Here is a 25,521-nt window from a genome sequence, read left to right as displayed (position 1 = left end):
GCGAGCCCGGCACGGGGGAAGGTATCCGCGACCAATACTTTCGTAACGCCGACCAATGGTTTCGTAAGCAGAGACCCGCCGCTTCCGGTGCATAGCGTTGCCTGCATCCCGACACTGCTCAAGGAGGAGCACATGAACAGCAGACGCAGCGCACTCATCGGCCTGGTCGCCATCGCGGCACTGGCCCTCACCGGCTGCTCGGGTGGTTCCGGCAGCGCCGGCACCACCGACGGAGGAGGCGATGCGGAGGCGAGCTTCTCGGACGTCTCGATCATCGTCCCCGCCGACCCCGGCGGCGGATGGGACCAGACCGGGCGTGCGATCTCGAAGGTCATCACCGACGAGAAGATCGTCGGCACGGCGGCCGTGACCAACGTCGGCGGCGCCGGCGGCACGATCGGACTCGCCCAGCTCGCGAACGTCACCGATCCGGCGACGCTGATGGTCAACGGCCTGGTGATGGTCGGTGCCATCGAGACGAACGGGTCCGAGGTGCGCCTGGAGGACACCACCCCGATCGCCCGGCTCACCGACGAGGCGCTGGTCGTGGTCGTGCCGGCCGACTCCGAGTACGAGAATCTGCAGGACCTCGTCGAGGACATCGTCGACAAGGGCAAGGACATCACCGTGACCGGTGGCTCCGCGGGCGGCGCCGATCACATCCTCGCCGGCCTGATGCTCGAGGCAGCGGGTCTGGAGGGCGCCGAGATCCCCGAGAAGCTGAACTACACGCCGAACGCGGGCGGCGGCGAGGCGGTCTCGCTGATCATCGGCGGCAAGGTCGCCGCGGGCATATCGGGCGTCGCCGAGTTCCAGCAGCACATCGAGAAGGGCACCATGCGAGCGCTGGCCGTCTCGGGCGCCGAGCCCGTCGACATGCTGCCCGAGGTGCCCACCATCACCGAGGCCGGCTACGACGTCGTGCTCACCAACTGGCGCGGCGTGATCGCACCCGGTGACATCTCGGACGCGGAGCGCGCCGAACTGGAGCGCATCGTCACCGAGATGCACGACACCCAGGCCTGGCAGAGCGAGCTCGAGACCAAGGGGTGGGCGGATGCCTTCCTGGTCGGCGATGAGCTCGATGCCTTCGTCGAGGAGAGCATCACCGACGTGACCGGCACGCTGAAGAACATCGGACTGATCTGACATGACTGCCCCGCTCACCGGGGCGAACGGGCGGGCCGAGGAGACTCGGCCCGCCCCGCGGGTTCCCCTCGGGGAACTGCTGTTCGCCCTGCTCATGCTCGCCCTCGGCGTCTACGCGGTCGTCGGCGTCTTCAGCATCCACGTTCCTGTCGGCGTGCAGGTCGGACCGAGGGTCTTCCCGATCTTCGTCGCCGTCATCCTGCTCGGCTCGGCCGGTGCCGTGCTCATCGGGCTCTTCCGAGGGCAGCGCGCCGAGGTCGAGGAGGGCGAGGACATCGACCCGAACGCGCGCACCGACTGGCTGACGCTGGCCAAGATCGTCGGGGGACTGCTCGCGCACCTGCTGCTGATCGATGTGATCGGCTGGGCGCCGGCCGCCGCGCTGCTGTTCGGCATCGTCGCGTGGGCGCTGGGGGCGAAGCGCTGGTGGCCCGGCTTCGTGATCGGACTCGCGATCGGCCTGATCGTGCAGATCGTGTTCGGCGAGATGCTCGGACTCTCGCTGCCGCTCGGGCCCGCTCTCGGATGGCTGGGCGGGATCATCTGATGGATGCCTGGACCCTTCTCCTCGAGGGATTCGCGACCGCGCTGCAGCCGCAGTACCTCGTGTTCGCCCTCGTCGGCGTGCTGATCGGCACGGCCGTCGGCGTGCTGCCGGGCATCGGGCCGGCGATGACGGTGGCGCTGCTGCTGCCGCTGACCTACACGCTCGATCCCACCGCGGCGCTGATCACCTTCGCCGGCATCTACTACGGCGGCATGTACGGCGGATCGACCACCAGCATCCTGCTGAACACCCCCGGTGAGTCCGCGTCGATCGTGACAGCCATCGAGGGCAATCGGATGGCGAAGATGGGGCGCGGCGCAGCCGCGCTGGCCACCGCCGCGATCGGGTCGTTCATCGCCGGCACGATCGCCACGGTCGGACTCACCCTGCTCGCGCCGGTGCTCGCGGAGTTCGCCGTCGGCCTCGGCCCCGCCGACTACGTCGCGCTGATCATGATCGCGTTCATCACCGTCGGCGCGTTGATCGGCAGCTCGGTCTCGCGCGGGATGCTGTCGCTCGGGGTCGGACTGTTCCTCGGTCTGGTCGGCACCGACCTGCTCTCGGGACAGCAGCGCTACACGATGGGCGTGCTCGCCCTGTCGGACGGCATCGACATCGTGCTGGTCGCGGTGGGCCTGTTCGCGGTGGGGGAATCGCTGTACATCGCCGCGCGCCTGCGACACGGCGCCGTCGACGTCATCCCCGTGACCGGCGGGTGGCGCAGCTGGATGACAAAGCAGGATTGGAAGCGCTCCTGGAAGCCGTGGCTGCGCGGCACGGCGATCGGCTTCCCGATCGGCACCATCCCCGCCGGCGGCGCGGACGTCGCCACCTTCCTGTCGTACGCCGCCGAGCGGAAGCTGTCGAAGCACAAGGAGCAGTTCGGTCGCGGTGCGATCGAGGGGGTCGCCGGTCCGGAATCGGCCAACAACGCCGCAGCGGCGGGCGTGCTCGTTCCGCTGCTGACTCTGGGCCTGCCCACCACCGCGACGGCCGCGATCATCCTCGTCGCGTTCCAGGCGTACGGGCTGCAGCCCGGCCCGCTGCTGTTCGAGACGCAGCCGGCGCTGGTGTGGGCGCTGGTGGCCAGCCTGTACCTGGGCAACGTGATCCTGATCGTGCTGAACCTTCCACTGGTGGGCATGTGGGTGAAGCTGCTGCAGATCCCGCGGCCGTATCTGTACGCGGGCATCCTGACGTTCGCGGCCTTCGGCGCGTTCGCGCTGAACTTCGCGGTCGTCGACATCCTGCTGCTGGTGATCATCGGGGTGCTGGGCTACTTCATGCGCCGCTACGGCTATCCGGTGGCACCGCTCGTGGTCGGCATGATCCTCGGGCCGATGGGCGAGGAGTACCTGCGCAAGGCGCTGCAGCTGAGCCAGGGCGACCTGTCGACGCTGATCCGGCAGCCGTTCGCCGCATCGGCCTACGCGGTGCTCGCGCTGCTGATCGCCGGTGGGCTGTGGCTGCGCCGCCGCCAGCGGCGGTACGAGCAGCAGCTGACCGAGACGATCGCCGTGCCGATCACAGCCGATCAGGAGGTGTAGCGCCCGCGATGCCGTCGCGAAGGGGCGCGGGGTTCCCGGCGATAGTCTGGTCTGTGTGATTTCAGAGGATCGGGCCGTCTCACGGGAACCTCGCGCGTACTTCGCGTACATCTTCATCGGACTGCTGGCGGGTCTTCTCTCGGGTCTGTTCGGTGTCGGCGGCGGCACGGTCATCCTGCCGCTGCTCGTGCTGATGCTGCACTTCGACCAGCGTCTCGGCGCCGGCACCTCGCTGGCGGCGATCGTGCCGACGGCGAGTGTGGGCGTGATCTCGTACGCGCTCGCGGATGCTGTCGCCTGGATCCCCGCGCTGATCCTCGCGGCCGGTGCGGTCGTGGGCGCCCAGATCGGCACCTGGCTGCTGCCGAGGGTGTCGCAGTCGGCGCTGCGGTGGGGCTTCGTCGTCTTCCTGCTGGTCGTCATCGTGAGCCTCTTCGTCGTGATCCCCGAACGCAGCGCCGAGCTGATCCTCGGCTGGGGCAACGGCATCGCGCTGGCCGGTGTCGGCGTGGGCACCGGCATCGTCGCCGGGCTCATCGGCGTCGGAGGCGGCGTGGTGGTCGTGCCGGTGCTGATGCTCGCCTTCGGGACCAGCGACCTCGTCGCCAAGGGCACCTCGCTGCTGATGATGATCCCCACCGCACTGTCGGGCACCATCGGCAACCTGCGTCGCCGCAACGTCGACCTGCTCGCGGCGGCGGTGATCGGTGCCGCGGCCTGCACGACGACGGCACTCGGCGCCTGGCTCGCGACGCGGATCGACCCGTTCCTCGGCAACATGCTCTTCGCCGGATACCTGGTCTTCATCGCCGTGCAGATGGTGATCAAGGCGGTCCGCGGCAGGCGCCGCTGACCTGCGCACAGGTGAGGATTCCCCCGGCCGTCGGAGCATGCGCTCCGATCTGCGCTGGGTAGGATCGAGGGGTGCCCGTGAACAACGAACTGGTCGGCCGCGAATTCGCGCCGACGGCCCCGTACCTGGTCGGACGTGAGAAGGTGCGCGAATTCGCGCGCGCCGTCTTCGCCGACGCCCCGCAGCACACCGACGTGGAGGCCGCCCGCGCGGCCGGCTTCGCCGACGTGGTCGCACCGCCGACCTTCGCCATGGTCGTGCAGGATCTCACGCTGCAGCAGCTGCTCGCCGAGCCCGACTCCGGCATCGTGCTGGCGCGCACCATCCACGCCGAGCAGCGCTTCACCTACACGCGTCCGATCGTGGCCGGTGACGAGCTCACCGCGAGGCTGGCCGTCACGGGCATCCGCTCACTCGGCGGGAACGCGATGATCACCAGCGAGGCGACGATCACCGATGACGCGGGTGAGCACGTCGTCACCGCGACGAGTGTTCTGCTCGTCGGCTCCGACGACAGCGAGGACGACGCATGAGCTTCTCGGTTGGCGATGTGATCGCCGAACGCACGATCCACCTGACCCGTGAGTCGCTGGTGCGCTACGCCGGGGCATCCGGCGATTTCAACCCGATCCACTACCGCGACGACGTCGCCGCGGCCGTCGGCCTGCCCGGCGTGCTCGCCCACGGCATGCTGACCATGGGGCTCGCCTCGTCGGTCGTGCTCGCGGCGCTGCCCGCCGAGGTGCGGCTGATCGACTACGGTGTGCGCTTCACCAAGCCCGTCGTCGTGGACCCCGAGACCGGTGCCGACGTGCACGTGACGGCCAAGGTCGGTGCCGTCGATGACGCATCGGCACGCATCGACCTCACCGTCAAGACGGCCGAGACCACGGTTCTGGTCAAGGCGCAGCTGCGCGTCGCGCGCTGAGGGAACACCGTCTGCGATGACCGAGATCGACCCGATCGCCCTGCGCGAACTGACCACCCTGCGCACCGGCGCCGCCCCGCGTCGGATGCTGGAGGCCTCGACCACCACCGAGCTGATCGACGCGCTGCGCGAGGTATGGACCGGCGGCGATGACTGGTTCGTGCTGGGTGGGGGCTCGAACCTCTTCGTGGGCGACGAGCCGTTCGACGGAACCGTCATCCGCGTGCTCACGACCGGGATCGATGAGCTGCCCTCGCCGCACGAGGGGCGCATCCGGCTGCGGGTGCAGGCCGGTCACTCCTGGGATGACCTGGTCGCCTACGCCGTCGAGCGCGGCTACGCCGGCATCGAGGCGATGAGCGGGATCCCCGGCACCGTCGGCGCGGCACCCGTGCAGAACGTCGGTGCCTACGGTCAGGAGATCCAGGAGACCCTGGTCGAGGTCGAGCTGATCGACGAGCACGACTCGGACGCCGCTGTCGTACCCGCAGCCGACCTCGGACTGGGCTTCCGCACCTCGGTGCTCAAGCACCACTACGGCGAGGCGCAGGGCAGGCGGGCCGTGATCCTGTCGGTGACGCTCGACCTCGCCGTCACCGGCGATGGCGGACGCGTGGTGCGCGGCGAGCAGCTGCGCCGCGCGCTGGGCCTGGAGGACTACGAGCCGGTGCCGCTGAGCTGGGTGCGCGAGCGGATCCTCGCGACGCGCGCGATGAAGGGGATGCTGCTCGACGAGGCCGACCCCGACACCCGCAGCGCCGGATCGTTCTTCCAGAATGCGATCGTGCCCGAGCGTGTCGCCGGCACGCTGCCCCCGGAGTGCCCGCGCTGGCCGGTGGAGCCCGACCTGGACACGGTCACGGTCATCCCGCTGGACTCGTACTACGGACTGAGCCCGCGACCCGATCGCCCCGAGGGACTGGTGAAGGTCAGCGCCGCCTGGCTGATCGAGAACTCCGGCATCCGCAAGGGATTCAAGCTGCCCCGCTCACGTGCCGGCATCTCGACCAAGCACGCCCTCGCGCTCACCAACAGGGGCGACGCGACGGCCGCCGAGGTGGGCGAGCTCGCGCGCTTCGTGCAGAGTCGCGTGCACGCCGAGTACGGACTGCTGCTGCAGCCCGAGCCCGTGCTCGTCGGCGTCGACCTGTAGCCCGCCGCTGCGACGTCTGCTGGCTGATCGGCCACCACTGAACGTCGGCGCCCCCTCTGAACGTCGGCGCCCCCTCTCAGCTGCGTGACTGAGAGGGGGCGTCGGCGCTCAGGAGGGGCCTGGACCGCAGAGAGCGTCAGGACGAGAACAGGCGCTGCAGTCGCTGCACGCCCTCGAGCAGCTGGTCGTCGCCCAGCGCGTACGACAGCCGCAGGTAACCCGACGGGCCGAAGGCCTCGCCGGGGACGACAGCGACCTCGGCCTGCTCCAGGATCAGATCCGCGAGCTCGAGTGACGTGGTCGGCGTGACGCCGCCCCAGGTGCGGCCCAGCAGGCCCTGCACGTCGGGGTAGACGTAGAACGCGCCCTTCGGCTCAGGCACGACCATGCCGTCGATCTTCGACAGCTCCGAGACGATCAGACGTCGGCGGCGGTCGAACGCCTCACGCATCTGCTCGGCCTCGGTCTGGGGGCCGTTCAGCGCGGCGATCGCGCCGCGCTGCGCGACGTTGTTCACGTTGCTCGACAGGTGCGACTGCAGGTTGGCGGCGATCTTGATGGCATCCGCCGGACCCACCATCCAGCCCACCCGCCAGCCGGTCATCGCGTACGTCTTGGCGACGCCGTTGACCAGGATGGTCTGGTCAGCGATCTCGGGCAGTGCCTCGACGATCGAGGTCGCCTTCACACCGTCATAGGTCAGGTTCTGGTAGATCTCATCGCTGATGATCCAGATGCCGTGCTCGAGCGCCCACTGGGCGATCGCCTTCGTCTCGTCGGCGCTGTAGACGGAGCCGGTCGGGTTCGACGGCGAGACGAACACCAGCACGGTGGTGCGGTCGGTGCGGGCGGCCTCGAGCTGCTCGACGGTCACCCTGTAGTCCTGGTCGGCACCGGCGAAGACCTCGACGGGCACGCCGTCGGCGAGACGGATCGCCTCGGGGTAGGTGGTCCAGTACGGAGCGGGCAGCAGCACCTCATCGCCCGGATTCACCACCGTCTGGAACGCCTGGTACACCGACTGCTTGCCGCCGTTGGTGACGATCACCTGGCTGGGCGAGACCTCGAGGCCCGAGTCGCGCAGCGTCTTGGCGGCCACGGCCTCACGCAGCGCCGGGAGTCCCGCGGCGGGGGTGTAGCGATAGTTCGCCGGGTCGGCGAGTGCCTCGGCCGCGGCATCCACGATGAACTGCGGCGTCGCGAAATCGGGCTCGCCGGCGGCATATGAGATGACGGGCTTGCCCTCGGCCTTGAGGGCCTTCGCCTTGGCATCCACCTTCAGTGTGGCGGACTCGGCGATGGCGGACAGCTTGCGGGAGAGAGGTGCGCGTTCGGTCACGAGACCCATGGTACGCGGGGAGCGTCCTCATTGATTCCTCTTCCGATCTCCTCTTACGGTCGGTTCCGTCCGGCCCGAGCCGGCTCGACCGAAGGAGTTCGAATGCACACCACCCGACGCGGCTTCCTGCAATTCTCCAGCGCGGCGCTCGCCGCTTCGCTGATCCCCTCGCTCGTTCCGCAGGCGGCGGGCGCCGCCCCGCTGCGGGTGCCGCTGGGCGTCGGCGCCCCGCAGCTGCGCGAGCGATGGATCGACGCGCTCACCAGCCGGCGCACCATCGCCGGTGCGCCGTCGAGGTTCACCGACGCGGTCGCGACCCTCGATAAGGGGGTGAGCAATCTGCTCGCCCAGATCGCCCCCACGGCCACCCGCTACTTCGCTCCCACCGACTGGTCGGTGGGAGCGACCGACCTGGCACGTTCGAACCAGATGCGCATGAACTACGTGCACCTCGAGAAGCTGGCCACCGCGTGGGCCACCCCGGGGTCCGCGCACGAGGGGTCGGCGGCGGTCCTCGACGCCGTGCGCGCGGGCCTCGCTCACATGCACGACAGCATCTACAACCCCGAGACCGAATGGTGGGGCAACTGGTGGTCGTGGAACATCGGCGCCCCGCGCCCGCTGGCCAACACCATGGCGCTGGTCCATGATGAGCTCGACCAGGCGACGATCGACCGCTATTGCACCGCGCTCGACCACTTCCTGCCCGAGCGCGACCCGCGCCTGCAGCTGCACCCGAACGGGGTGCAGGAATCCAACGGCGCGAACCGCGTGGACATCTGCCAGGGTGTGATCGTGCGCGCCATCGTGCAGCCCGACCCCGAGCTGCTGCGTGACGCCGTCGACGCGCTCAGCCCCACCTGGCAGTACGTCACCGAGGGCAACGGATTCTTCGCCGACGGATCGTTCGTGCAGCACTCGACGATCGGCTACACCGGCACGTACGGACTCGTGCTGCTCGGCGGGCTGTCGAAGCTGTTCGCTCTGCTCGCCGGGTCGGAGTTCGACATCGTCGACCCCACCCGCAGCAACCTCACCGGCGTGATCGAGGGCTCGTTCGCGCCGCTCATGTTCAACGGTCAGATGATGGACGCCGTGCGTGGCCGAGCCGTGGCTCGCTACGAGCTGCGCAGCCGCGACAACGGCGACGAGCTCATCGAATACACCCTGCGGCTCGCCGAGGCGGCCGACCCCGCAGTAGCCGCCCGCTGGCGGGGGCTGTGCCGGCAGTGGATCGAATCGAACGACTTCTCCGACATCGCGGCGTCGACGAACATCGGTCGCCGCGCGCTGGTCGCGGATCTGCTCGCGTCCGACGTCACCCCGCAAGCGGATGCCACCGGGCCCCGGTTCTTCCCGGCAATGGATCGGCTCGTGTACCGCTCGTCGGACGCCTCGTGGGCGATGTGCGTCGCGATGTGCTCGAACAGGATCGCCTGGCACGAGGGCACCGGAGCCGAGAACATGCACGGTGTGAAGACGAGCCAGGGCATGACGTACCTGTATCTGGCGAATGACGATCGGCACTATGACGATCACTTCTGGGCGACCTCCGACCTCACGGCGCCGGCGGGCACCACGGTCGATCTCACGCCGCTGGCGCCGAACCCCGAAGGTGAATGGGGCGAGCAGACGCCGCAGAACGAGTGGACCGGGGGCACCACGCTCGACGACCTGGCCGTGACCGCCATGCATCTGGTCGCGCCCGGTGGCACGGGATTGACCGCGCGGAAGGCATGGTTCTTCCAGAACGACCTCGTCATCGCGCTCGGCAGTGACATCGCGTCGGCCAGCGGCGGCGAGGTGCGCACCGTCGTCGAGCACCGCAACGTGGGCGAGCAGCCACGCGCCCTGACCGTGGACGGCGCCGCCGTCGTCGCTGCACAGCGCATCGACCGAGCGCGCTGGGCGCACCTCGACGGGGTCGGCGGCTACGTCTTCCTGGGCGGGTCGCCCGCATTGCTCGCCGGGGTCGCGCAGCGTGAGGGACGGTGGACCGACAACGCGACGAAGGCCAATGCCGACACACAGGCACTGCGCCGTCGGCAGTATGCGACGCTCGCACTCACACATGGTTCGGATGCCGGCGACTCAGCCACCTACGCGTACGCGCTGCTCCCCGGGGCCGACGCCGCACGCACCGCGGCACGTGCGGACGACCTCGGCGCGCGGGTGCTGCGCAACGATGCGGACGCGCAGGCGGTGCGCCTGTCGTCGGGCGTGGTCTGCGCCGCCGTGTGGCGCGCGGCCCGCGTGGAGAAGATCGACGTCGGGGGACCGGCGACACTGATCGTCGCGCCGGTGCCGACCGGCGTCGACATCTCGCTGAGCGATCCCACTCAGCAGCAGGATGCCGTCGAGCTGACCATCAAGGCGATCGCGGGCGATCACGTGTTCGGCCCCGACGCCGATCGGGTGCGACTGACCCGCGACCGTGCGTGGACGACGCTGCGGGTCGACACGGCGGGCACAGCGGGGCGCCCGCTGCGCTTCTCGGTGCGCAAGCACGCGGCCTGACCGGGTCAGCGCTCGACCAGAACGCCGTCCTCGTCGGCGTACAGGCGGGCACCGGGGCGGAACACGACACCGCCGAACCCCACGGTGATGTCGACGTCACCGGTGCCGCGCTTGGCGCTCTTGCGTGGGTTGGTTCCCAGGGCCTTCACCCCCAGCGGCATCCGACCGAGGGCGAGGCTGTCGCGCACGCAGCCGTGGATGAGGACGCCCGCCCATCCGGCATCCACCGCGCTCTGCGCGATCAGGTCTCCCATCAGCGCGGTCTGCAGCGAGCCGCCGCCGTCGACGACGAGCACGGCTCCCTCACCGGGCGTGCCGAGCACCTGCTTGACCAGCGCGTTGTCCTCGAGACAGCGGACGGTGCGGATCCGTCCTTCGAACGACGGATGCCCGCCGAACGAGCGTAGCTGCAGGGAAAGGGACTGCAGGTCGTCGCCGTGCTGGTCGTAGAGGTCGGCGGTGGCGATCATGGCGTCATCCTTCCAGGTCGTTGAGCGAGCGAGGAACGAGCGAGACGAAACGCTCTCAGGTGATCTGAAGGCGTTTCGTCTCGCTTCGCTCGCTCAACGACCGGTGGTGGTGCGGTCAGCTGAACTGGTTCATGGTGTTGTGCTGGCCACCGGCCTTGAGGGCCGCCTCGCCGGCGAAGTACTCCTTGTGGTTGTCGCCGAGATCGCTGCCGGCCATGTTCTGGTGCTTGACGGTCGCGATGCCCTCGCGGATCTCGCGGCGCTGCACGCCCCTGACGTAGGCCAGCATCCCCTCATCGCCGAAGTAGCCCTTCGAGAGGTCATCGGTCGACAATGCGGCCGTGTGGTACGTCGGCAGGGTGATGAGGTGGTGGAAGATGCCCGCGCGGGCGGACCCGTCGCGCTGGAAGGTGCGGATCTTCTCATCGGCCAGCCGCGCCAGGTCGGTGTCGTCGTACTCGACGCTCATCAGCTTGTCGCGGTCGTACGCCGACACATCCTCACCCTGTTCGACGAGGGCGTCGTACGCCTGCTGGCGGAAGTTGAGCGTCCAGTTGAACGACGGGCTGTTGTTGTAGACCAGCTTGGCGTCGGGGATCTCGGCCCGCACGGCATCGACCATGCCGGCGATCTGCTCGACGTGCGGCTTCTCGGTCTCGATCCACAGCAGATCAGCGCCGTTGCGCAGCGAGGTGATGCAGTCCAGCACCACGCGCTGCTCGCCGGTGCCGGGGCGGAACCGGTACAGGTTGCTCGCGAGGCGCTTGGGGCGCAGCAGCTTTCCGTCGCGCTTGATCACGACGTCGCCGTTGCCGAGCTCGGCGTCCGAGATCTCTTCGACGTCGAGGAAGGAGTTGTACTGATCGCCGAGGTCACCAGGTTCGCGGGTGACGGCGATCTTCTGCGTGAGTCCCGCACCGAGCGAATCGGTGCGCGCGACGATGATGCCGTTGTCGATGCCGAGCTCGAGGAAGGCGTAGCGCACGGCGTTGAGCTTCGCGATGAAGTCCTCGTGCGGCACGGTGACCTTGCCGTCCTGGTGGCCGCACTGCTTCTCGTCCGAGACCTGGTTCTCGATCTGGATCGCGCAGGCGCCGGCCTCGATCATCTTCTTGGCGAGCAGGTAGGTCGCCTCGGGGTTGCCGAACCCGGCGTCGATGTCGGCGATGATCGGCACGACGTGGGTCTCGTAGCCGTCGATCTGCGACTGGATGAACTCCGTCGCGGTCTCGTCGCCCGCGGCGCGGGCCGCGTCGAGCTGGGTGAACAGCAGGTCGAGCTCGCGGGCATCGGCCTGGCGCAGGAAGGTGTACAGCTCTTCGATCAGCGCCGGCACCGAGGTCTTCTCGTGCATCGACTGGTCGGGCAGCGGTCCGAACTCCGAGCGGAGGGCCGCGACCATCCATCCGGACAGGTAGAGGTAGCGCTTGTTCGTGGACTTCAGGTGCTTCTTGATCGAGATCAGCTTCTGCTGGCCGATGAAGCCGTGCCAGACGCCGAGCGACTGCGTGTACAGCGACGAGTCGGCGTCGTACTCGGTCATGTCGCGACGCATGATGTCGGCGGTGTACTGCGCGATCTCGAGTCCGGTGCGGAACCGGTTCTGTGCGCGCATGCGCGCGGCGGCCTCGGGATCGATGGCGTTCCAGGGGGAGCCGTGCTCGTCCTTCAGCGCCTGGATGGCCTCGATGTCGTCCTGGTAGTGGGTCATGTCGTGTCCTTCGTTCGTGCAGCGGGTGCGGGTGCGTGTAGGGCCGGGGTCAGTCGGCTTCGACGAGGAAGCGCGAGTAGGCCGGCAGGGTCAGGAAGGCCGGGAACTCGGGGCGCAGCGCCAGCTCGCGGAACACGTCGGCGGCGTCGTCGAAGCGGTTGCCCTCGGTGCGCCAGGTCTCGGCGAGCATCTGGACGATCAGGCCCTCGATGTACTCGGCCGTGATCGGCGTGCCGTCCTCGAGGGTCTGCGACTGGTGGATCCACTGCCACACCTGCGAGCGGCTGATCTCGGCAGTGGCGGCGTCTTCCATGAGGTTGTCGATCGCCACGGCGCCCAGGCCGCGCAGCCACGCCTCGATGTAGCGGATCGCGACCGAGACGTTGTCGCGCACGCCCTTGGCCGTGATCGGCCGGCCGATGTGCAGGTTCAGCAGGTCGTCGGCGGTCACGTGCACGTCATCGCGCTGCCGGTCGACCTGGTTCGGACGGTCGCCGAGCACGGCGTCGAACTCGGCCTGCGCGGCGGGGATGAGGTCGGGGTGGGCCACCCAGGTGCCGTCGAATCCGTCGCCGGCCTCGCGCTTCTTGTCGGCCGACACCTTCTGCAGGGCCTGTGCGGTCACCTCGGGGTCGCGACGGTTCGGGATGAAGGCGCTCATGCCGCCGATGGCGTAGGCGCCGCGCTTGTGGCAGGTCTGCACCAGCAGCTCGGTGTACGCCCGCATGAACGGCACCGTCATGGTGACCTCGCTGCGGTCGGGCAGCACGAAGCGCGCGCCGCGGCCGCGGTAGTTCTTGATGATCGAGAAGATGTAGTCCCAGCGGCCGGCGTTCAAACCAGCGCAGTGGTCGCGCAGCTCGTAGAGGATCTCGTCCATCTCGAAGGCGGCGGGCAGCGTCTCGATGAGCACGGTCGCGCGGATCGTGCCGTGCGGGATGCCGATGTACTCCTCGCTGAATGAGAAGACCTCGTCCCAGAGCCGGGCCTCTTCGCTGGACTCGATCTTGGGCAGGTAGAAGTACGGGCCGCGGCCGGAGTCGATCAGGGCCTGCGCGTTGTGGAAGAAGTAGAGGCCGAAGTCGAACAGCGAGCCGGATGCCGACATCGACCGTCCCGTGCGGTCGGTGAACTCGGCGTGCTTCTCGGGCAGGTGCCAGCCGCGGGGGCGCATCACGATCGTCGGGGTGCGCTCGGCGGTGACGCGGTACTCCTTGCCGTCCGGGCTCGTGAACGACAGCTCGCCGCGGATCGCGTCGCGCAGCGACAGCTGCCCGCCGATCACGTTCTGCCAGGTGGGGCTGGTGGCGTCCTCCTGATCGGCCAGCCAGACCCTGGCTCCCGAGTTGAGGGCGTTGATGGTCATCTTCGGGTCGGTGGGGCCGGTGATCTCGACGCGGCGGTCCTCCAGGCCGGGGCCGGCGCCGGCGACACGCCAGTCGGCGTCCTCGCGGATGTGCGCGGTGTCCTCGCGGAAGGCGGGGTCATGGCCGTTGCCGATCTCGAACCGGCGGCGCATGCGGTCGGCGAGGCGGTCGTGGCGACGCGAGGCGAAGCGGTGGTGCAGCTCGGCGAGGAAGGCGAGTGCCTCGGGCGTGAGGACCTCGTCGAATCGGTCGTGCATCGGACCGGTGACGGTGATGGCCGGACCCAGGCGGGTCTCGGGAGCGGTGATGGTCATGATGCCGTCCTTCCTGGCAGTCGTGCGGATGTGTGTCGTTGCGCCGGACCGACGTCTGTGCCGGTGGCGTGTTCCCACTCTGGGTGAAGTTGGCGACAGCATCCGACCAATCTCGCTGAGAAGTTTTCGCGAATTTCTGTTTATGTGACAGACTTCCCGGCATGACCACTCGATCGACTCCGGCTTCCGTCGCAGAAGAACCCGACTCCCTCACCATCGGGCGCCGTATTCGCCAGCTACGCACCGCGCGCGGGATGACGCTCGAAGACCTCGCCGTGCAGATCGACCGCGCACCCAGCCAGGTCTCGATGTTCGAGACGGGCAAGCGCGAGCCGAAGCTCACGCTGCTGCAGGTGATCGCGCGTGCACTGGGCACCACGCTCGACGGACTGCTCGAGGGCGAGCCGCTCGATGAGCGCAGCACCATGGAGATCGCGCTGGAGCGGGCCATGAAGGGGCAGACGTTCCAGGCGCTCGGCATCCCTGGTTTCCGCATCGGGAAGACCATCCCCGACGAGGCGCTCGGCGCGATGCTCGCCCTGCACGGCGAGATCGAGCGGCTGCGCGACGAGCGGGCCGCGACGCCGGAGGAGGCGCGTCGCGCCAACGTCGAGCTGCGCCATCTGATGCGCACCCAGGACAACTACTTCGCCGACCTCGAGCAGCACGCCTCCGAGATCCTCGCCGCCGTGGGGCATCCGGGTGGGCCGATCACCCAGCGCACGGCGTCGGAGATCGCGGCGCACCTCGGGTTCACCCTGCACTACGCGCCCGATCTGCCGCAGACCACCCGCAGCGTCGCCGATCTTGCGCACGGCCGGCTGTACCTCTCCAGCAGCATCCCCGCCAAGGGCGACGCCCGCACCGCCGTGCTGCAGGCGCTCTCGAGTCGGATCCTCGGTCATGGCGAGCCGCGCAGCTACGCCGAGTTCCTGCGGCAGCGGGTGGAGACCAATTACCTCACCGGAGCCCTGCTGGTGCCCGAATCCCACGTCGTGCCGGTGTTGCAGGAGGCGAAGGCACGCCGCGCCATCTCGATCGAGGATCTGCGCGACACGTACTCGGTGTCGTACGAGACGGCGGCGCACCGCTTCACGAACCTCGCCACCCGGCATCTCGGCATCCCGGTGCACTTCCTGAAGGTGCACGAGTCGGGCACGATCACCAAGGCGTACGAGAACGACGACGTGAACTTCCCGACCGACCGGTTGGGGGCGATCGAGGGGCAGCTGTGCTGCCGCCGCTGGACCAGTCGGGTGGTGTTCGACGTCGAGGACCGGTTCAACCCGTACTACCAGTACACCGACACCGGCAACGGCACCTACTGGTGCACGGCGCGCGTCGAGCCGTCGAGTGAGGGCCTGCACTCGGTGAGCGTGGGCGTGCGCTTCGACGACACCCGCTGGTTCGTGGGACGCGATACGCCCAACCGCGGGGTCTCGAAGCACTCGGTGGAGGCGTGCTGCCGTCGTGCTCCGGCCGAGCTCGAAGACCGCTGGCGGCAGAACTCCTGGCCCAACGTGCGCACGCCGCGCACGCTGCTCGCCACCCTGCCCACCGGGTCGTTCCCCGGTGTCGACACGACCGACGTGTACGAGTTCCTCGAGGCGCACGCGCCCCAGTGACGCGTTCGCACCGCCGTCCGCGTCAGCGCTCGGATCCCGGCCGCCGCGTCAGCGCTCGGATGCCAGCCGCAGCGCCGCCCACAGCTCGGCGCGCGCCGGGAACGAGGTCAGATCGGCTCCGAGCACCCGGGCCGTCTGCGCGATGCGGGCGCGCATGGTGTGCCGGTGCACGCCGAGCGCCTCGGCGGCCGATTCGAGCCGGGTGTCGTGTTCGAGCCACACGCGCAGTGACAGCTCGAGGTCGGAGCCGGTCTCGGTGTCGTGTGCCCGCAGCGGCGCCAGTTGTGCCGCCGCGAGCAGGCGCGATTCGTCGGATGCCAGCGCATCGAGCATCCCGGCGCCGCCCAGGTCGGTGTATCGCACCAGCCCGCCGTCGCTGCGCCGCAATGCGGCGACGGCCTGCGCATGCGCCTGCGAGAAGCTGCGGTAGTCGGATGCTGCCGAGACCCCGATCCGCACGTCGACCTGTGCCGCCAGCTCGTCGAGCACGACCTCGTCGCCGGCGGCGACGCAGATCGTCAGCCCTTCCTCTCCCGCGGCCAGGAATGCCGCCGGGCCGTCTGCGCGACGTCGCTCCCACCACTCCGTGACGGCTGTGGTCCGCGCGGCGTCGCAGATCGCGACCAGTACCGGGGCGGCGGGCAGCGAGCCGAGCACCCGTCGTGCGAGGGAGGGGTCGTCGGCGAGCAGCGATGCGAGCAGCTGGCTGTGCAGCCGCCGTCGCTCGCGGGCGAGCACGACGCCCTGTTCCATCGACAGCCCGGCCATCGCGATCACCGACGTCACCACGGCGCGGGTCTCGGCATCGTGCGCGGCGGCCGCGATGGCGATCACTCCGCGCAGCTGTCCGGTGCGCCCCAGCGTGAACAGCGTATGTGGCACAGCGGCGTCGTCCACGGTGCGGCTGGCGGCGCTGCCGCGCTGCAGCAGCGCCTCGGCCTCGGCCGCGATCGCGGGGGTCGCCCCGCCGGCGTCGGTCGGATGCTCGTGCACGACGCTCCCGGCAACGTCGAACAGTCCGACCCAGCATCCGAGGCGCCGGGACAGCTCGCTGAGGGCCGACTCGAGCCCTCGCGGACGCAGCGCCGCGACCGCGAGGGCGCGCTGCGCCTCGAGCGCCCATGTTCGCCGCGCGTAGGTCTGCGCGGCGATCGCCTCGGCGTGTCCTCGGGCGATCGCGATGAACGGCACGTCGTAGGGCACTTCGAACAGGGGCAGCCCCTCGGCGGCGCACGCGGCCACGAGCTCGGACGGGACGCCCTGGCTGTGCACTCCCGATCCGAACCCCAGTCCGTTCACGCCGCGCTGGGAGAGGCGCGTGACATAGGAGGTGACGCCTTCGGCATCATCTGGCGAGAACTGGGTGCCGGTGGTGAGCAGCACGAGGTCATCGGCGAGGAACGGCGTGGGGTCGGCGAGGTCGGTGCTGTGCACCCAGCGCATGGGCCGATCGAGTGCACCGTCCGGCAGCACCCGCTCATCGGAGACGAGAGACAGGCGCAGATCGCGCCGTGCGAGCAGCGTGCGCAGCGTCGGATTCAGCGGTGGCTCCACAGCACCCTCCTGACTGTACGCTGCGGCGATCTCTGGCAACAGATTGTACGTGATGGCGAGTGCGTTCGACGCCGGCCGAACGTACGCTCGCCGTATGACACTCACCGATGAGACCTCCACGATCCCCGTCGGCGGACCCACCCTCGAGCAGGTCCGTCGCCTCGTCACCGAACTGCCCGGCCCGCGCTCGGCAGAGATCCTCGCCCGCAAGGCCGACGCCGTCGCCTCGGGCGTCGCGCACTCCATGCCCATCTCCGTCGTCGCCGCCGGCGGCGGGGTCGTCGTGGACGCCGACGGCAACTCACTGATCGACCTCGGCTCCGGCATCGCCGTCACCAGCGTCGGCAACGCGCACGCGGGTGTCGCCGCGGCCGTCGCCGCGCAGGTCGCCCAGTTCACGCACACCTGCTTCATGGTCTCGCCCTACGAGTCGTACATCGACGTCGCCGAGGCGCTGAACCGGCTCACCCCCGGCGACTTCTCCAAGAAGAGCGCGCTGTTCAACTCCGGTGCGGAGGCCGTCGAGAACGCCATCAAGATCGCCCGCAAGCACACCGGCCGCCAGGCCGTCGTCGCCTTCGACCACGGCTACCACGGCCGCACCAACCTCACCATGGCGCTGACCGCGAAGTCGATGCCCTACAAGTCGGGCTTCGGGCCGTTCGCGCCCGAGGTGTACCGCGTGCCCGGCTCGTACCCGTACCGCGACGGACTCACCGGACCCGACGCCGCGGCGCGCGCCATCACGCTGATCGAGAAGCAGATCGGCGCCGACAACCTCGCCGCCGTCATCATCGAGCCCATCCAGGGCGAGGGCGGCTTCATCGTCCCCGCCGACGGCTTCCTCGACGCGGTCGTGGCCTGGTGCCGCGAGAACGGCGTCGTCTTCATCGCCGACGAGGTGCAGACCGGCTTCGCCCGCACCGGTGCGATGTTCGCCAGCGAGCTCTTCGGCATCGAGCCCGATCTGGTCACCACGGCCAAGGGCATCGCCGGCGGCCTGCCCCTCGCGGGCGTCACCGGCCGCGCCGAGATCATGGACGCCGCACACGCCGGCGGCCTCGGCGGCACCTACGGAGGCAACCCCATCGCGTGCGCCGCAGCGATCGCCTCGATCGACGCGTTCGAGAATGAGGGCCTCGTCGAGCGGGCACAGCAGATCGGCGGCATCCTCACCTCCCGTCTCGAGACGATGCAGAAGGGCGACCCGCGCATCGGCGAGGTGCGCGGCCACGGGGCCATGATCGCGGCCGAGTTCGTCGACCCCGCCACGGGGGCGCCCGACGCCGCACTCACCGCGGCCGTCGCCAAGGCGTGCGTGGCCGCCGGCGTGATCGTGCTCACCTGCGGCACCTTCGGCAACGTCATCCGCTTCCTGCCGCCGCTCGCGATCGGCGACGACCTGCTGGCCGAGGGCCTCGACATCGTCGCCGCTGCGCTCGCCGCAGCCTGAGACCCCGGCTGCCGCCCGGTCGGGGGATGCGGGCGGCAGCCGGAACACCTTTCCCCCGCAGTAGTGAAGGAGCTGCAATGACGGAGCAGGAGCTCACCCGCGATGTGCTGATCGTCGGCGCCGGCGCCGCCGGGCTGACCGCCGCGAACGAACTGCGCAAGGCGGGACTCTCGGTCGTGGTCCTCGAAGCGCGCGACCGCGTCGGCGGACGCCTGTGGACCGACGTCATCGACGGCGCAATGCTCGAGATCGGCGGCCAGTGGGTCTCGCCCGACCAGGACGCGCTGATCGAGACGATCGGCGAGCTGGGTCTGGAGACCTTCAGCCGCTACCGCGAGGGCGACAGCGTGTACATCGGTCCGGACGGTGTCGCGCACCGCTTCACGGGCGAGATGTTCCCCGTGGCCCCCGAGACCGAGAAGATCATCGCCGAGATCACCGAGCGCCTCGACGCGATGGTCGCCGAGATCGACCCGGACCGCCCGTGGGAGCACCCCCGCGCCGCCGAATGGGACTCCGTCTCGTGGGACGCCTGGCTGCGCGCGCAGACCGACGACGACGAGGCGGTGCGCAACCTCGCCTTCGCCACCGGCTCTGCCATGCTCACCAAGCCCACCCACGCGTTCTCGCTGCTCCAGTCGCTGCTGATGGCGGCATCCGCCGGCTCGTACTCGAACCTCGTCGACGCCGACTTCATCCTCGACAAGCGCGTCGTCGGCGGGCTGCAGCAGGTTCCGCTGCGCCTGGCCGAGCGCCTGGGCGAGGATGTGCTGCTGAACCAGCCGGTGCGCACCCTGGAATGGGGCGATGACGGCGTCGTCGCACACACCGACAGCGTGACAGTCCGCGCACGCCACGCGATCATCGCGCTGGCGCCGGTGCTCTACAACCGCATCTCATTCGTGCCACCGCTGCCGCGTCGCCAGCACCAGCTGCACCAGCACCTGTCGATGGGGTTCGTGATTAAAGTGCACGCCGTGTACGAGCGCCCGTTCTGGCGCGAGCAGGGGCTCAGCGGAACCGCGTTCAGCCCGTACGAGCTCTCGCACGAGGCGTACGACAACACGAACCATGACGATGAGCGCGGCACGCTGGTCGGATTCGTCAGCGACCAGAACGCCGACGACCTGTTCACGCTGTCGGCCGAGGAGCGCCGAGAGCGCATCCTCGAATCGCTCTCGCACTACTACGGGCCCGAGGCGAAGAACCCGATCGTGTACTACGAGAGCGACTGGGGCAGTGAGGAGTGGACCCGCGGCGCATACGCCGCGAGCTTCGACATGGGCGGTCTGCACCGCTACGGCGGCGACCTGCGCACACCCGTCGGTCCGATCCGCTTCGCGTGCAGCGACATGGCCGGAGCGGGGTACCAGCACGTCGACGGCGCCATCCGCATGGGACGCCTTGCGGCCGCTCAGATCATCGAGCAGCTGCGCCAGCACTGACCACCATCCCCACACAGAATCGAGTACCACCATGAGCACCGAACTCGCAGCCAACGAGCAGGAACTGCTCGCCCGAGTCCCGACCGGTCTCTTCATCGGCGGAGAGTGGATCGACGCCGAGGAGGGGCGCACGTTCGAGGTGCGCGACCCGGCCACCGGCGCCGTGATCGCCGCCATCGCCGATGCGACGCCGGCCGACGGCATCCGAGCCCTCGACGCGGCCGCCGCCGCGCAGGAGGCGTGGGCGGCCACCGCTGCGCGAACCCGCAGCGACATCCTGCGCCGCGCCTTCGACCTCGTGCAGGAGCACAAGGAGGATCTCGCGCTGCTGATGACCCTCGAGATGGGCAAGCCGCTGGCGGAGTCCCGTGGCGAGGTCGTCTACGGCGGTGAGTTCCTGCGCTGGTTCAGCGAGGAGGCGGTGCGCATCTCGGGCCGCTACGGCACCAACCCCGAGGGAACCGGGCGCATGGTCGTCTCGCAGCGTCCGGTCGGACCTTCGTTCTTCATCACCCCGTGGAACTTCCCGTTCGCGATGGCCACCAGAAAGATCGCCCCCGCACTCGCCGCCGGGTGCACCGTGGTCATCAAGCCCCCGGCCCTGACACCGCTGACCACGATGTTCTTCACGACCCTGCTCGAGCAGGCGGGTCTTCCCGCCGGCGTCGTGAACGTCGTGCAGACCTCGTCGTCGTCGAGGCTGTCCGCGCCGATCATCGCCGACCCCCGCCTGCGCAAGCTGTCGTTCACCGGCTCGACCGAGGTGGGCCGCAAGCTCATCGCCCAGGCGGCGGACGGTATCCTGCGCGTGTCGATGGAGCTCGGTGGCAACGCGCCGTTCGTCGTGTTCGAGGATGCCGACCTCGACAAGGCCGTCGACGGGGCGATGGCGGCGAAGTTCCGCAACATCGGCCAGGCCTGCACGGCCGCGAACCGCTTCATCGTGCACGAGAGCGTCGCGGAGGAGTTCGGTCGCCGCGTCACCGAGCGGGTGCAGTCGATGAAGATCGGCCGTGGCACCGAAGACGGGGTCGCGATCGGCCCGCTCATCGATGCGGATGCCGTCGGCAAGGCCGCGGAGCTCGTCGGCGATGCCGTCGAGCGGGGCGCCCGCGTGCTGGCCGGCGGCAATGCGCTGGAGGGCACCGGCACGTTCTACGAGCCCACGGTGCTGACCGACGTCGTCGCCGGCAGCGACATCCTGCGTGAGGAGATCTTCGGACCCGTGCTCGCGATCGCGACCTTCGCCGATGAGGCCGAGGCGGTGCGCCTGGCCAACGACACCGAGTACGGACTCGTCTCGTACGTGTTCACCGAGGATCTCGCCCGCGGGCACCGCATGATCGATGCGCTCGAGACCGGCATGATGGGGCTCAACGTCGGCGTCGTCTCGAACGCCGCCGCCCCGTTCGGCGGCGTAAAGCAGTCGGGTGTCGGCCGTGAGGGCGGTTTCGAGGGCATCCACGAATATCTGTCCACCAAGTACACGCTGATTCCCGCGTGACCTCCGCCTTCGAATCGCGCAAATCGCTCTGTTCCGGCCTGCGGGACGACAACTTGAGCGATTCGAACACACATCAGAGATAAGGAACAGACATGACCGACTACGCCGTCGTCAACCCGTCCACAGGAGAGACCGAAGCCACCTTCGACACCTTCACCGACGCCCAGATCGAGGACGCGATCGCCCGTGCGGCGTCCGCGGCGACGACCTGGGCCGCGACCGCTCCCGCCGAGCGCGCCGCGGTGATCCGCCGCATCGCCGAGCTGCACCGTGAGCGCCGCGACGAGTTCGCCGCGATCATCGTGCGCGAGATGGGCAAGCCGATCGCCGCGGCCGAGGGCGAGGTGGACTTCGCCGCCGACATCATCGAGTACAACGCCGACAACATCGACAGGATCACCGGCGACACCCCGATCGACATCCTGGGCGAAGGCACGGCGGTCATCCGCCGTGCGCCGCTGGGCGCGCTGCTGGGGATCATGCCGTGGAACTTCCCCGCCTATCAGGTGGCACGCTTCGCCGCGCCGAACCTGGCCGTGGGCAACACCATCATCCTCAAGCACGCCCCGCAGTGCCCCGAGTCGGCGGCGTTCCTCGAGCGGATCTACCGCGACGCCGGTCTGCCCGACGGCGGCTACGTCAACGTGTACGCCACGAACGATCAGGCGGCGACGATCATCGCCGACCCGCGCGTGCACGGCGTCTCGGTGACCGGTTCCGAGCGGGCCGGTGCGGCCGTGGCCGAGATCGCCGGACGCAATCTCAAGAAGGTGGCGCTCGAGCTGGGTGGATCCGATCCGTTCATCGTGCTGTCCACCGATGACATGGATGCCGTCGTGCAGGCCGCCGTCGACGCACGCCTCGACAACAACGGCCAGTCGTGCAACGGCGCCAAGCGGTTCATCGTCGTCGACGGGCTGTACGACGAGTTCACCTCGAAGTTCGTCGCCTCGCTCGCCGGGGTCACCGCCGAGGATCCGACACAGCAGGACACCGTGCTCGGTCCGCTGTCGTCCACGGCGGCGGCCGAGCGTCTGCAGCAGCAGGTCGACGGCGCGCTCGCCCAGGGCGCGACGCTGCTGACCGGAGGCACCCGCGAGGGGGCGTTCTTCGCACCGACCGTGCTCGCCGACGTCACAAGCGACATGGACGTGTACCGCGAGGAGCTGTTCGGCCCCGCGGCCGTCGTCTACCGCGTCGCCGATGAGGATGCTGCCGTGCACCTCGCGAACGACACCTCGTTCGGCCTCGGGTCGTACGTGTTCACCACTGATGCCGCGCAGGCGGAGCGGGTGGCGGATGCGATCGAGGCCGGGATGGTCTACGTGAACCTCGTGCTCGCCGACAGCCCGGAGCTGCCCTTCGGCGGCGTCAAGCGCAGCGGCACCTCGCGTGAGATGGGTCTGCTGGCCGCCGACGAGTTCGTCAACAAGAAGCTCATCCGCAAGGCCTGATCCTGCTTCGTGACCCTCCGGGCGGCGCGTGCGCGCCATCCGGAGGGTCTCTCGCTTCTGCACGGCGATGCCGCTACGATCGGCCCCACAGGGCTTCCGCGGTGCGAAGGGAGAACGATATGTCCACTCCGGAATACTCCTTCGTCAGCGTTCCGCTCCGACGCAGCCGCGCGGGTTGGGAGTTCGCGTCCGACTACCGGAGCGTCATCACCGAGCGCGCCGCCGAGGGGTGGAGTTTCGTGCAGCTGATCCTGCTCGAGAACCACACCGAACCCCGCGGCGACCTCGTATTCGTGCGAAAGGGGAGGGAACTATGAGACATCCGCTGCGCCTGCTGCAGGCATTCGTCGTGTTCATCGCCGGTCTGTTCGGGCTGTTCGTCTTCGCCGGCAATCTGATGGACTACGACTCCAACTACCAGTTCGTCGTGCACGTCCTGTCGATGGACACCACCTTCGAGGGCAATGCGCTGATGTGGCGCGCGATCGACAGCCCGGTGATCCACACGATCGCGTACATCGGCATCATCATCGCCGAGGGCGTCTTCGCGGGGCTCGCCCTGTACGGCGGCGTGCTGCTGTTCCTGCGCCGCGACGCCGACGTCGCGGCATACGACCGGGCGCGGGCGTGGGGTTACGCAGCCTTCGGCCTGGGCTTCGCGATCTGGTTCATCGGCTTCATCGTGATCGGCTCCGAGTGGTTCGCGATGTGGCAGTCCAGTTCGTGGAACGGCAAGGACACTGCCATGGGCATCGTCACGCTGTGGGCCGGCTTCGCGGTGCTGCTGGCGTTGAATGAACCGGTGCGACAGCCGGCTCGAGGCGACGAAGCCGTCTGACCCATGGTCACCGTCGCCGAGAACATCGTCCGCACGCTCCGCGCCAATGACGTGGACCGCGTCTACGGCATCCCTGGCGATTCCCTCAACGGCTTCACGGACGCACTGCGCAAGGACGGCACGATCCGCTGGGTGCACGTGCGGCATGAGGAGTCCGCGGCGTTCGCCGCCGCGGCCGACGCGGCGCTCACCGGCGACCTGGCGGTCGTGGCCGGCTCGTGCGGCCCCGGCAACCTGCACCTGATCAACGGGCTCTTCGACGCCCAGCGATCGCGGGTGCCCGTGCTCGCGATCGCAGCGCACATCCCGACCAGCGAGATCGGCACGGGGTACTTCCAGGAGACGCACCCGCAGGAGCTGTTCCGCGAGTGCAGCGTGTACACCGAGTACGTCGCCGATCCGGTGCAGATGCCCCGGCTCCTGGAGATCGCCATGCGCACGGCGATCGAGCAGCGCGGGGTGGCAGTGCTCGTCATCCCCGGCGAGGTAGCGCTGGCCGAGAGCCGAGACGATCGCACCACAGTGATCGAGCGCGCCCGACCGGTGATCGTGCCGAACCCCGGCGAGCTCGATCGCGCAGCCGAGCTGCTGAACGGATGCGAGCGGGTGACGATCCTGGCCGGCGCCGGCGTGGAGGGTGCGCACGACGAGGTCGTCGCGCTCGCCGACCGCCTCGCCGCGCCGGTCGTGCACGCGCTGCGCGGCAAGGAGTTCATCGAGTACGACAACCCGTTCGATGTGGGCATGACGGGGCTGCTGGGGTTCGCGTCGGGCTATCGGGCGATGGATGCTGCCGAGACGCTGCTGATGCTGGGCACCGACTTCCCGTACACGCAGTTCTACCCCGACGGGGCGCAGATCATCCAGGTCGACATCCGCGGTGCGCAGATCGGCCGCAGGCATCCTGTCGATCTCGGCCTCGTCGGCGACGTGCGCGCCACCGCCGAGGCGCTGCTGCCGCGACTCACGGCCAAGCGCGACCGCCACCACGTCGACGACGCCGTGGCGCACTACCGCAAGACGCGTGCGCGGCTCGACGACCTCGCCGTGCCCTCTCGGGGATCACAGGCGATCCATCCGCAGTACCTGGCCCGGCTGCTCGACGAGGCGGCCGATGACGACGCGGTCTTCACCGCCGATGTCGGCTCGCCCACGGTGTGGGCGGCGCGCTACCTGCAGATGACGCAGAAGCGGCGCCTGATCGGGTCGTTCACGCACGGCTCGATGGCGAACGCGCTGATGCACGGCATCGGCGCGCAGACGGCATGCCCCGAGCGGCAGGTCGTGGCCCTCGCCGGTGACGGGGGATTGGCGATGATGCTGGGGGAGCTGATGACGCTCACGCAGAATGGCCTCCCGGTCAAGACGGTCGTCGTGAACAACTCCTCGCTGAACTTCGTCGAGCTCGAGATGAAGGCCGCGGGATTCGTCACCCATGCCACCGACCTGCACAATCCCGACTTCGCTGCGGTCGCGCAGGCGATGGGCATCTTCGCCCGCCGCGTCGAGCGCTCGGACGAGCTGCCGGACGCGGTACGCGAGGTGCTCGCGCACGACGGTCCTGCCCTGCTCGATGTCGTCACCGAGCGTCAGGAGCTGTCGATGCCGCCGACGATCACCGCCGAGCAGGTCAAGGGCTTCGCGCTGTACGCGATCCGCACGGTCATGTCGGGCCGCGGAGACGAGCTGCTCGATCTGGCGAAGGCGAACTGGCGACAGCTCTTCTGATGTTCGCGTTCTGATTCTCAGACCC

Annotated in this window: 21 protein-coding genes; 16 read left to right on the top strand and 5 right to left on the bottom strand. The window is 69.2% G+C overall.

The features are described from left to right. Window positions 1-132 precede the first annotated feature (132 nt). The 7 genes from WDU99_RS09445 to WDU99_RS09415 all read left to right on the top strand — a co-directional run bounded on the left by WDU99_RS09445 (window position 133) and on the right by WDU99_RS09415 (window position 6,177). Window positions 133-1,149, top strand: coding sequence for a Bug family tripartite tricarboxylate transporter substrate binding protein (locus tag WDU99_RS09445; protein WP_337332207.1), 1,017 nt, complete (start codon window positions 133-135; stop codon window positions 1,147-1,149). A 1-nt stretch (window position 1,150) separates the two neighbouring features. After that, window positions 1,151-1,696 carry a tripartite tricarboxylate transporter TctB family protein gene (locus WDU99_RS09440; RefSeq protein ID WP_337332206.1) on the top strand — a complete coding sequence of 182 codons (546 nt, stop codon included), beginning with the start codon at window positions 1,151-1,153 and terminating at the stop codon, window positions 1,694-1,696. Beyond that, window positions 1,696-3,243 (top strand): tripartite tricarboxylate transporter permease, encoded by a 1,548-nt coding sequence (locus tag WDU99_RS09435; RefSeq protein WP_337332205.1) that lies wholly within the window; start codon window positions 1,696-1,698, stop codon window positions 3,241-3,243. The genes WDU99_RS09440 and WDU99_RS09435 overlap by 1 nt, the downstream gene beginning before the upstream one ends. A gap of 58 nt (window positions 3,244-3,301) precedes the next feature. Further along, window positions 3,302-4,096: a sulfite exporter TauE/SafE family protein gene (locus WDU99_RS09430; RefSeq protein WP_337332440.1), complete on the top strand. Its 795-nt coding sequence runs from the start codon at window positions 3,302-3,304 to the stop codon at window positions 4,094-4,096. Between the two features lie 71 nt (window positions 4,097-4,167). After that, window positions 4,168-4,629, top strand: coding sequence for an FAS1-like dehydratase domain-containing protein (locus WDU99_RS09425; RefSeq protein WP_337332204.1), 462 nt, complete (start codon window positions 4,168-4,170; stop codon window positions 4,627-4,629). Continuing rightward, a complete protein-coding gene (locus tag WDU99_RS09420) occupies window positions 4,626-5,024 on the top strand; it encodes a MaoC/PaaZ C-terminal domain-containing protein (RefSeq protein ID WP_337332203.1) in 399 nt (132 codons plus the stop codon). The genes WDU99_RS09425 and WDU99_RS09420 overlap by 4 nt, the downstream gene beginning before the upstream one ends. A gap of 16 nt (window positions 5,025-5,040) precedes the next feature. After that, on the top strand, window positions 5,041-6,177 hold the full coding sequence (locus tag WDU99_RS09415) for a UDP-N-acetylmuramate dehydrogenase (RefSeq protein WP_337332202.1): 1,137 nt from the start codon (window positions 5,041-5,043) through the stop codon (window positions 6,175-6,177). A 136-nt stretch (window positions 6,178-6,313) separates the two neighbouring features. Here WDU99_RS09415 and WDU99_RS09410 read toward each other — a convergent pair whose 3' ends face one another. Further along, entirely contained in the window at window positions 6,314-7,516 is a 1,203-nt protein-coding gene (locus WDU99_RS09410) for a pyridoxal phosphate-dependent aminotransferase (protein ID WP_337332201.1), read from the bottom strand. Between the two features lie 102 nt (window positions 7,517-7,618). Here WDU99_RS09410 and WDU99_RS09405 point away from each other — a divergent pair, with 102 nt between their 5' ends. Continuing rightward, the gene (locus WDU99_RS09405) at window positions 7,619-10,033 is read left to right on the top strand and encodes a polysaccharide lyase 8 family protein (RefSeq protein WP_337332200.1); all 2,415 of its coding nucleotides are present in this window, start codon (window positions 7,619-7,621) and stop codon (window positions 10,031-10,033) included. A gap of 5 nt (window positions 10,034-10,038) precedes the next feature. Here WDU99_RS09405 and rraA read toward each other — a convergent pair whose 3' ends face one another. The 3 genes from rraA to aceB form a co-directional block, all read right to left on the bottom strand. Continuing rightward, complete coding sequence (gene rraA, locus WDU99_RS09400; protein WP_337332199.1) at window positions 10,039-10,503, bottom strand: ribonuclease E activity regulator RraA; 465 nt, start codon at window positions 10,501-10,503, stop codon at window positions 10,039-10,041. A gap of 115 nt (window positions 10,504-10,618) precedes the next feature. Next, window positions 10,619-12,214 (bottom strand): isocitrate lyase, encoded by a 1,596-nt coding sequence (locus WDU99_RS09395; protein WP_337332198.1) that lies wholly within the window; start codon window positions 12,212-12,214, stop codon window positions 10,619-10,621. A 49-nt stretch (window positions 12,215-12,263) separates the two neighbouring features. After that, complete coding sequence (gene aceB / locus WDU99_RS09390) at window positions 12,264-13,895, bottom strand: malate synthase A (RefSeq protein ID WP_337332197.1); 1,632 nt, start codon at window positions 13,893-13,895, stop codon at window positions 12,264-12,266. Window positions 13,896-14,056: 161 nt separating this feature from the next. On the opposite strand from aceB, the gene WDU99_RS09385 reads away from it, so the two are divergent. Continuing rightward, window positions 14,057-15,520 carry a helix-turn-helix domain-containing protein gene (locus tag WDU99_RS09385; protein ID WP_337332196.1) on the top strand — a complete coding sequence of 488 codons (1,464 nt, stop codon included), beginning with the start codon at window positions 14,057-14,059 and terminating at the stop codon, window positions 15,518-15,520. 48 nt (window positions 15,521-15,568) lie between these two features. On the opposite strand, the gene WDU99_RS09380 is transcribed toward WDU99_RS09385, so the two are convergent. Further along, entirely contained in the window at window positions 15,569-17,074 is a 1,506-nt protein-coding gene (locus WDU99_RS09380) for a PucR family transcriptional regulator (RefSeq protein ID WP_337332195.1), read from the bottom strand. Window positions 17,075-17,168: 94 nt separating this feature from the next. Here WDU99_RS09380 and gabT point away from each other — a divergent pair, with 94 nt between their 5' ends. The 7 genes from gabT (at window position 17,169) to poxB (ending at window position 25,496) form a co-directional block, all read left to right on the top strand. Then, window positions 17,169-18,527: a 4-aminobutyrate--2-oxoglutarate transaminase gene (gene gabT / locus WDU99_RS09375; protein WP_337332194.1), complete on the top strand. Its 1,359-nt coding sequence runs from the start codon at window positions 17,169-17,171 to the stop codon at window positions 18,525-18,527. Between the two features lie 77 nt (window positions 18,528-18,604). Continuing rightward, window positions 18,605-19,972, top strand: a complete 1,368-nt coding sequence (locus WDU99_RS09370) for a flavin monoamine oxidase family protein (protein WP_337332193.1) — start codon at window positions 18,605-18,607, stop codon at window positions 19,970-19,972. Window positions 19,973-20,003: 31 nt separating this feature from the next. After that, the gene (locus WDU99_RS09365) at window positions 20,004-21,476 is read left to right on the top strand and encodes an NAD-dependent succinate-semialdehyde dehydrogenase (RefSeq protein WP_337332192.1); all 1,473 of its coding nucleotides are present in this window, start codon (window positions 20,004-20,006) and stop codon (window positions 21,474-21,476) included. A 92-nt stretch (window positions 21,477-21,568) separates the two neighbouring features. Further along, complete coding sequence (locus tag WDU99_RS09360) at window positions 21,569-22,930, top strand: NAD-dependent succinate-semialdehyde dehydrogenase (protein ID WP_337332191.1); 1,362 nt, start codon at window positions 21,569-21,571, stop codon at window positions 22,928-22,930. Between the two features lie 119 nt (window positions 22,931-23,049). Further along, the gene (locus WDU99_RS09355; protein ID WP_337332190.1) at window positions 23,050-23,247 is read left to right on the top strand and encodes a DUF4177 domain-containing protein; all 198 of its coding nucleotides are present in this window, start codon (window positions 23,050-23,052) and stop codon (window positions 23,245-23,247) included. Continuing rightward, window positions 23,244-23,768, top strand: a complete 525-nt coding sequence (locus WDU99_RS09350; RefSeq protein ID WP_337332189.1) for a DUF2165 family protein — start codon at window positions 23,244-23,246, stop codon at window positions 23,766-23,768. Before WDU99_RS09355 ends, WDU99_RS09350 begins: the two co-directional genes overlap by 4 nt. Before the next feature lie 3 nt (window positions 23,769-23,771). Beyond that, the gene (gene poxB, locus WDU99_RS09345; RefSeq protein ID WP_337332188.1) at window positions 23,772-25,496 is read left to right on the top strand and encodes a ubiquinone-dependent pyruvate dehydrogenase; all 1,725 of its coding nucleotides are present in this window, start codon (window positions 23,772-23,774) and stop codon (window positions 25,494-25,496) included. Window positions 25,497-25,521: the final 25 nt, after the last annotated feature.

The sequence above is a fragment of the Microbacterium bandirmense genome, assembly GCF_037204185.1.
Classification (GTDB): Bacteria; Actinomycetota; Actinomycetes; order Actinomycetales; family Microbacteriaceae; genus Microbacterium; species Microbacterium bandirmense.
Note: the sequence above shows the minus strand (reverse complement) of the source record. Positions and strands in the feature narration are given on the sequence as shown.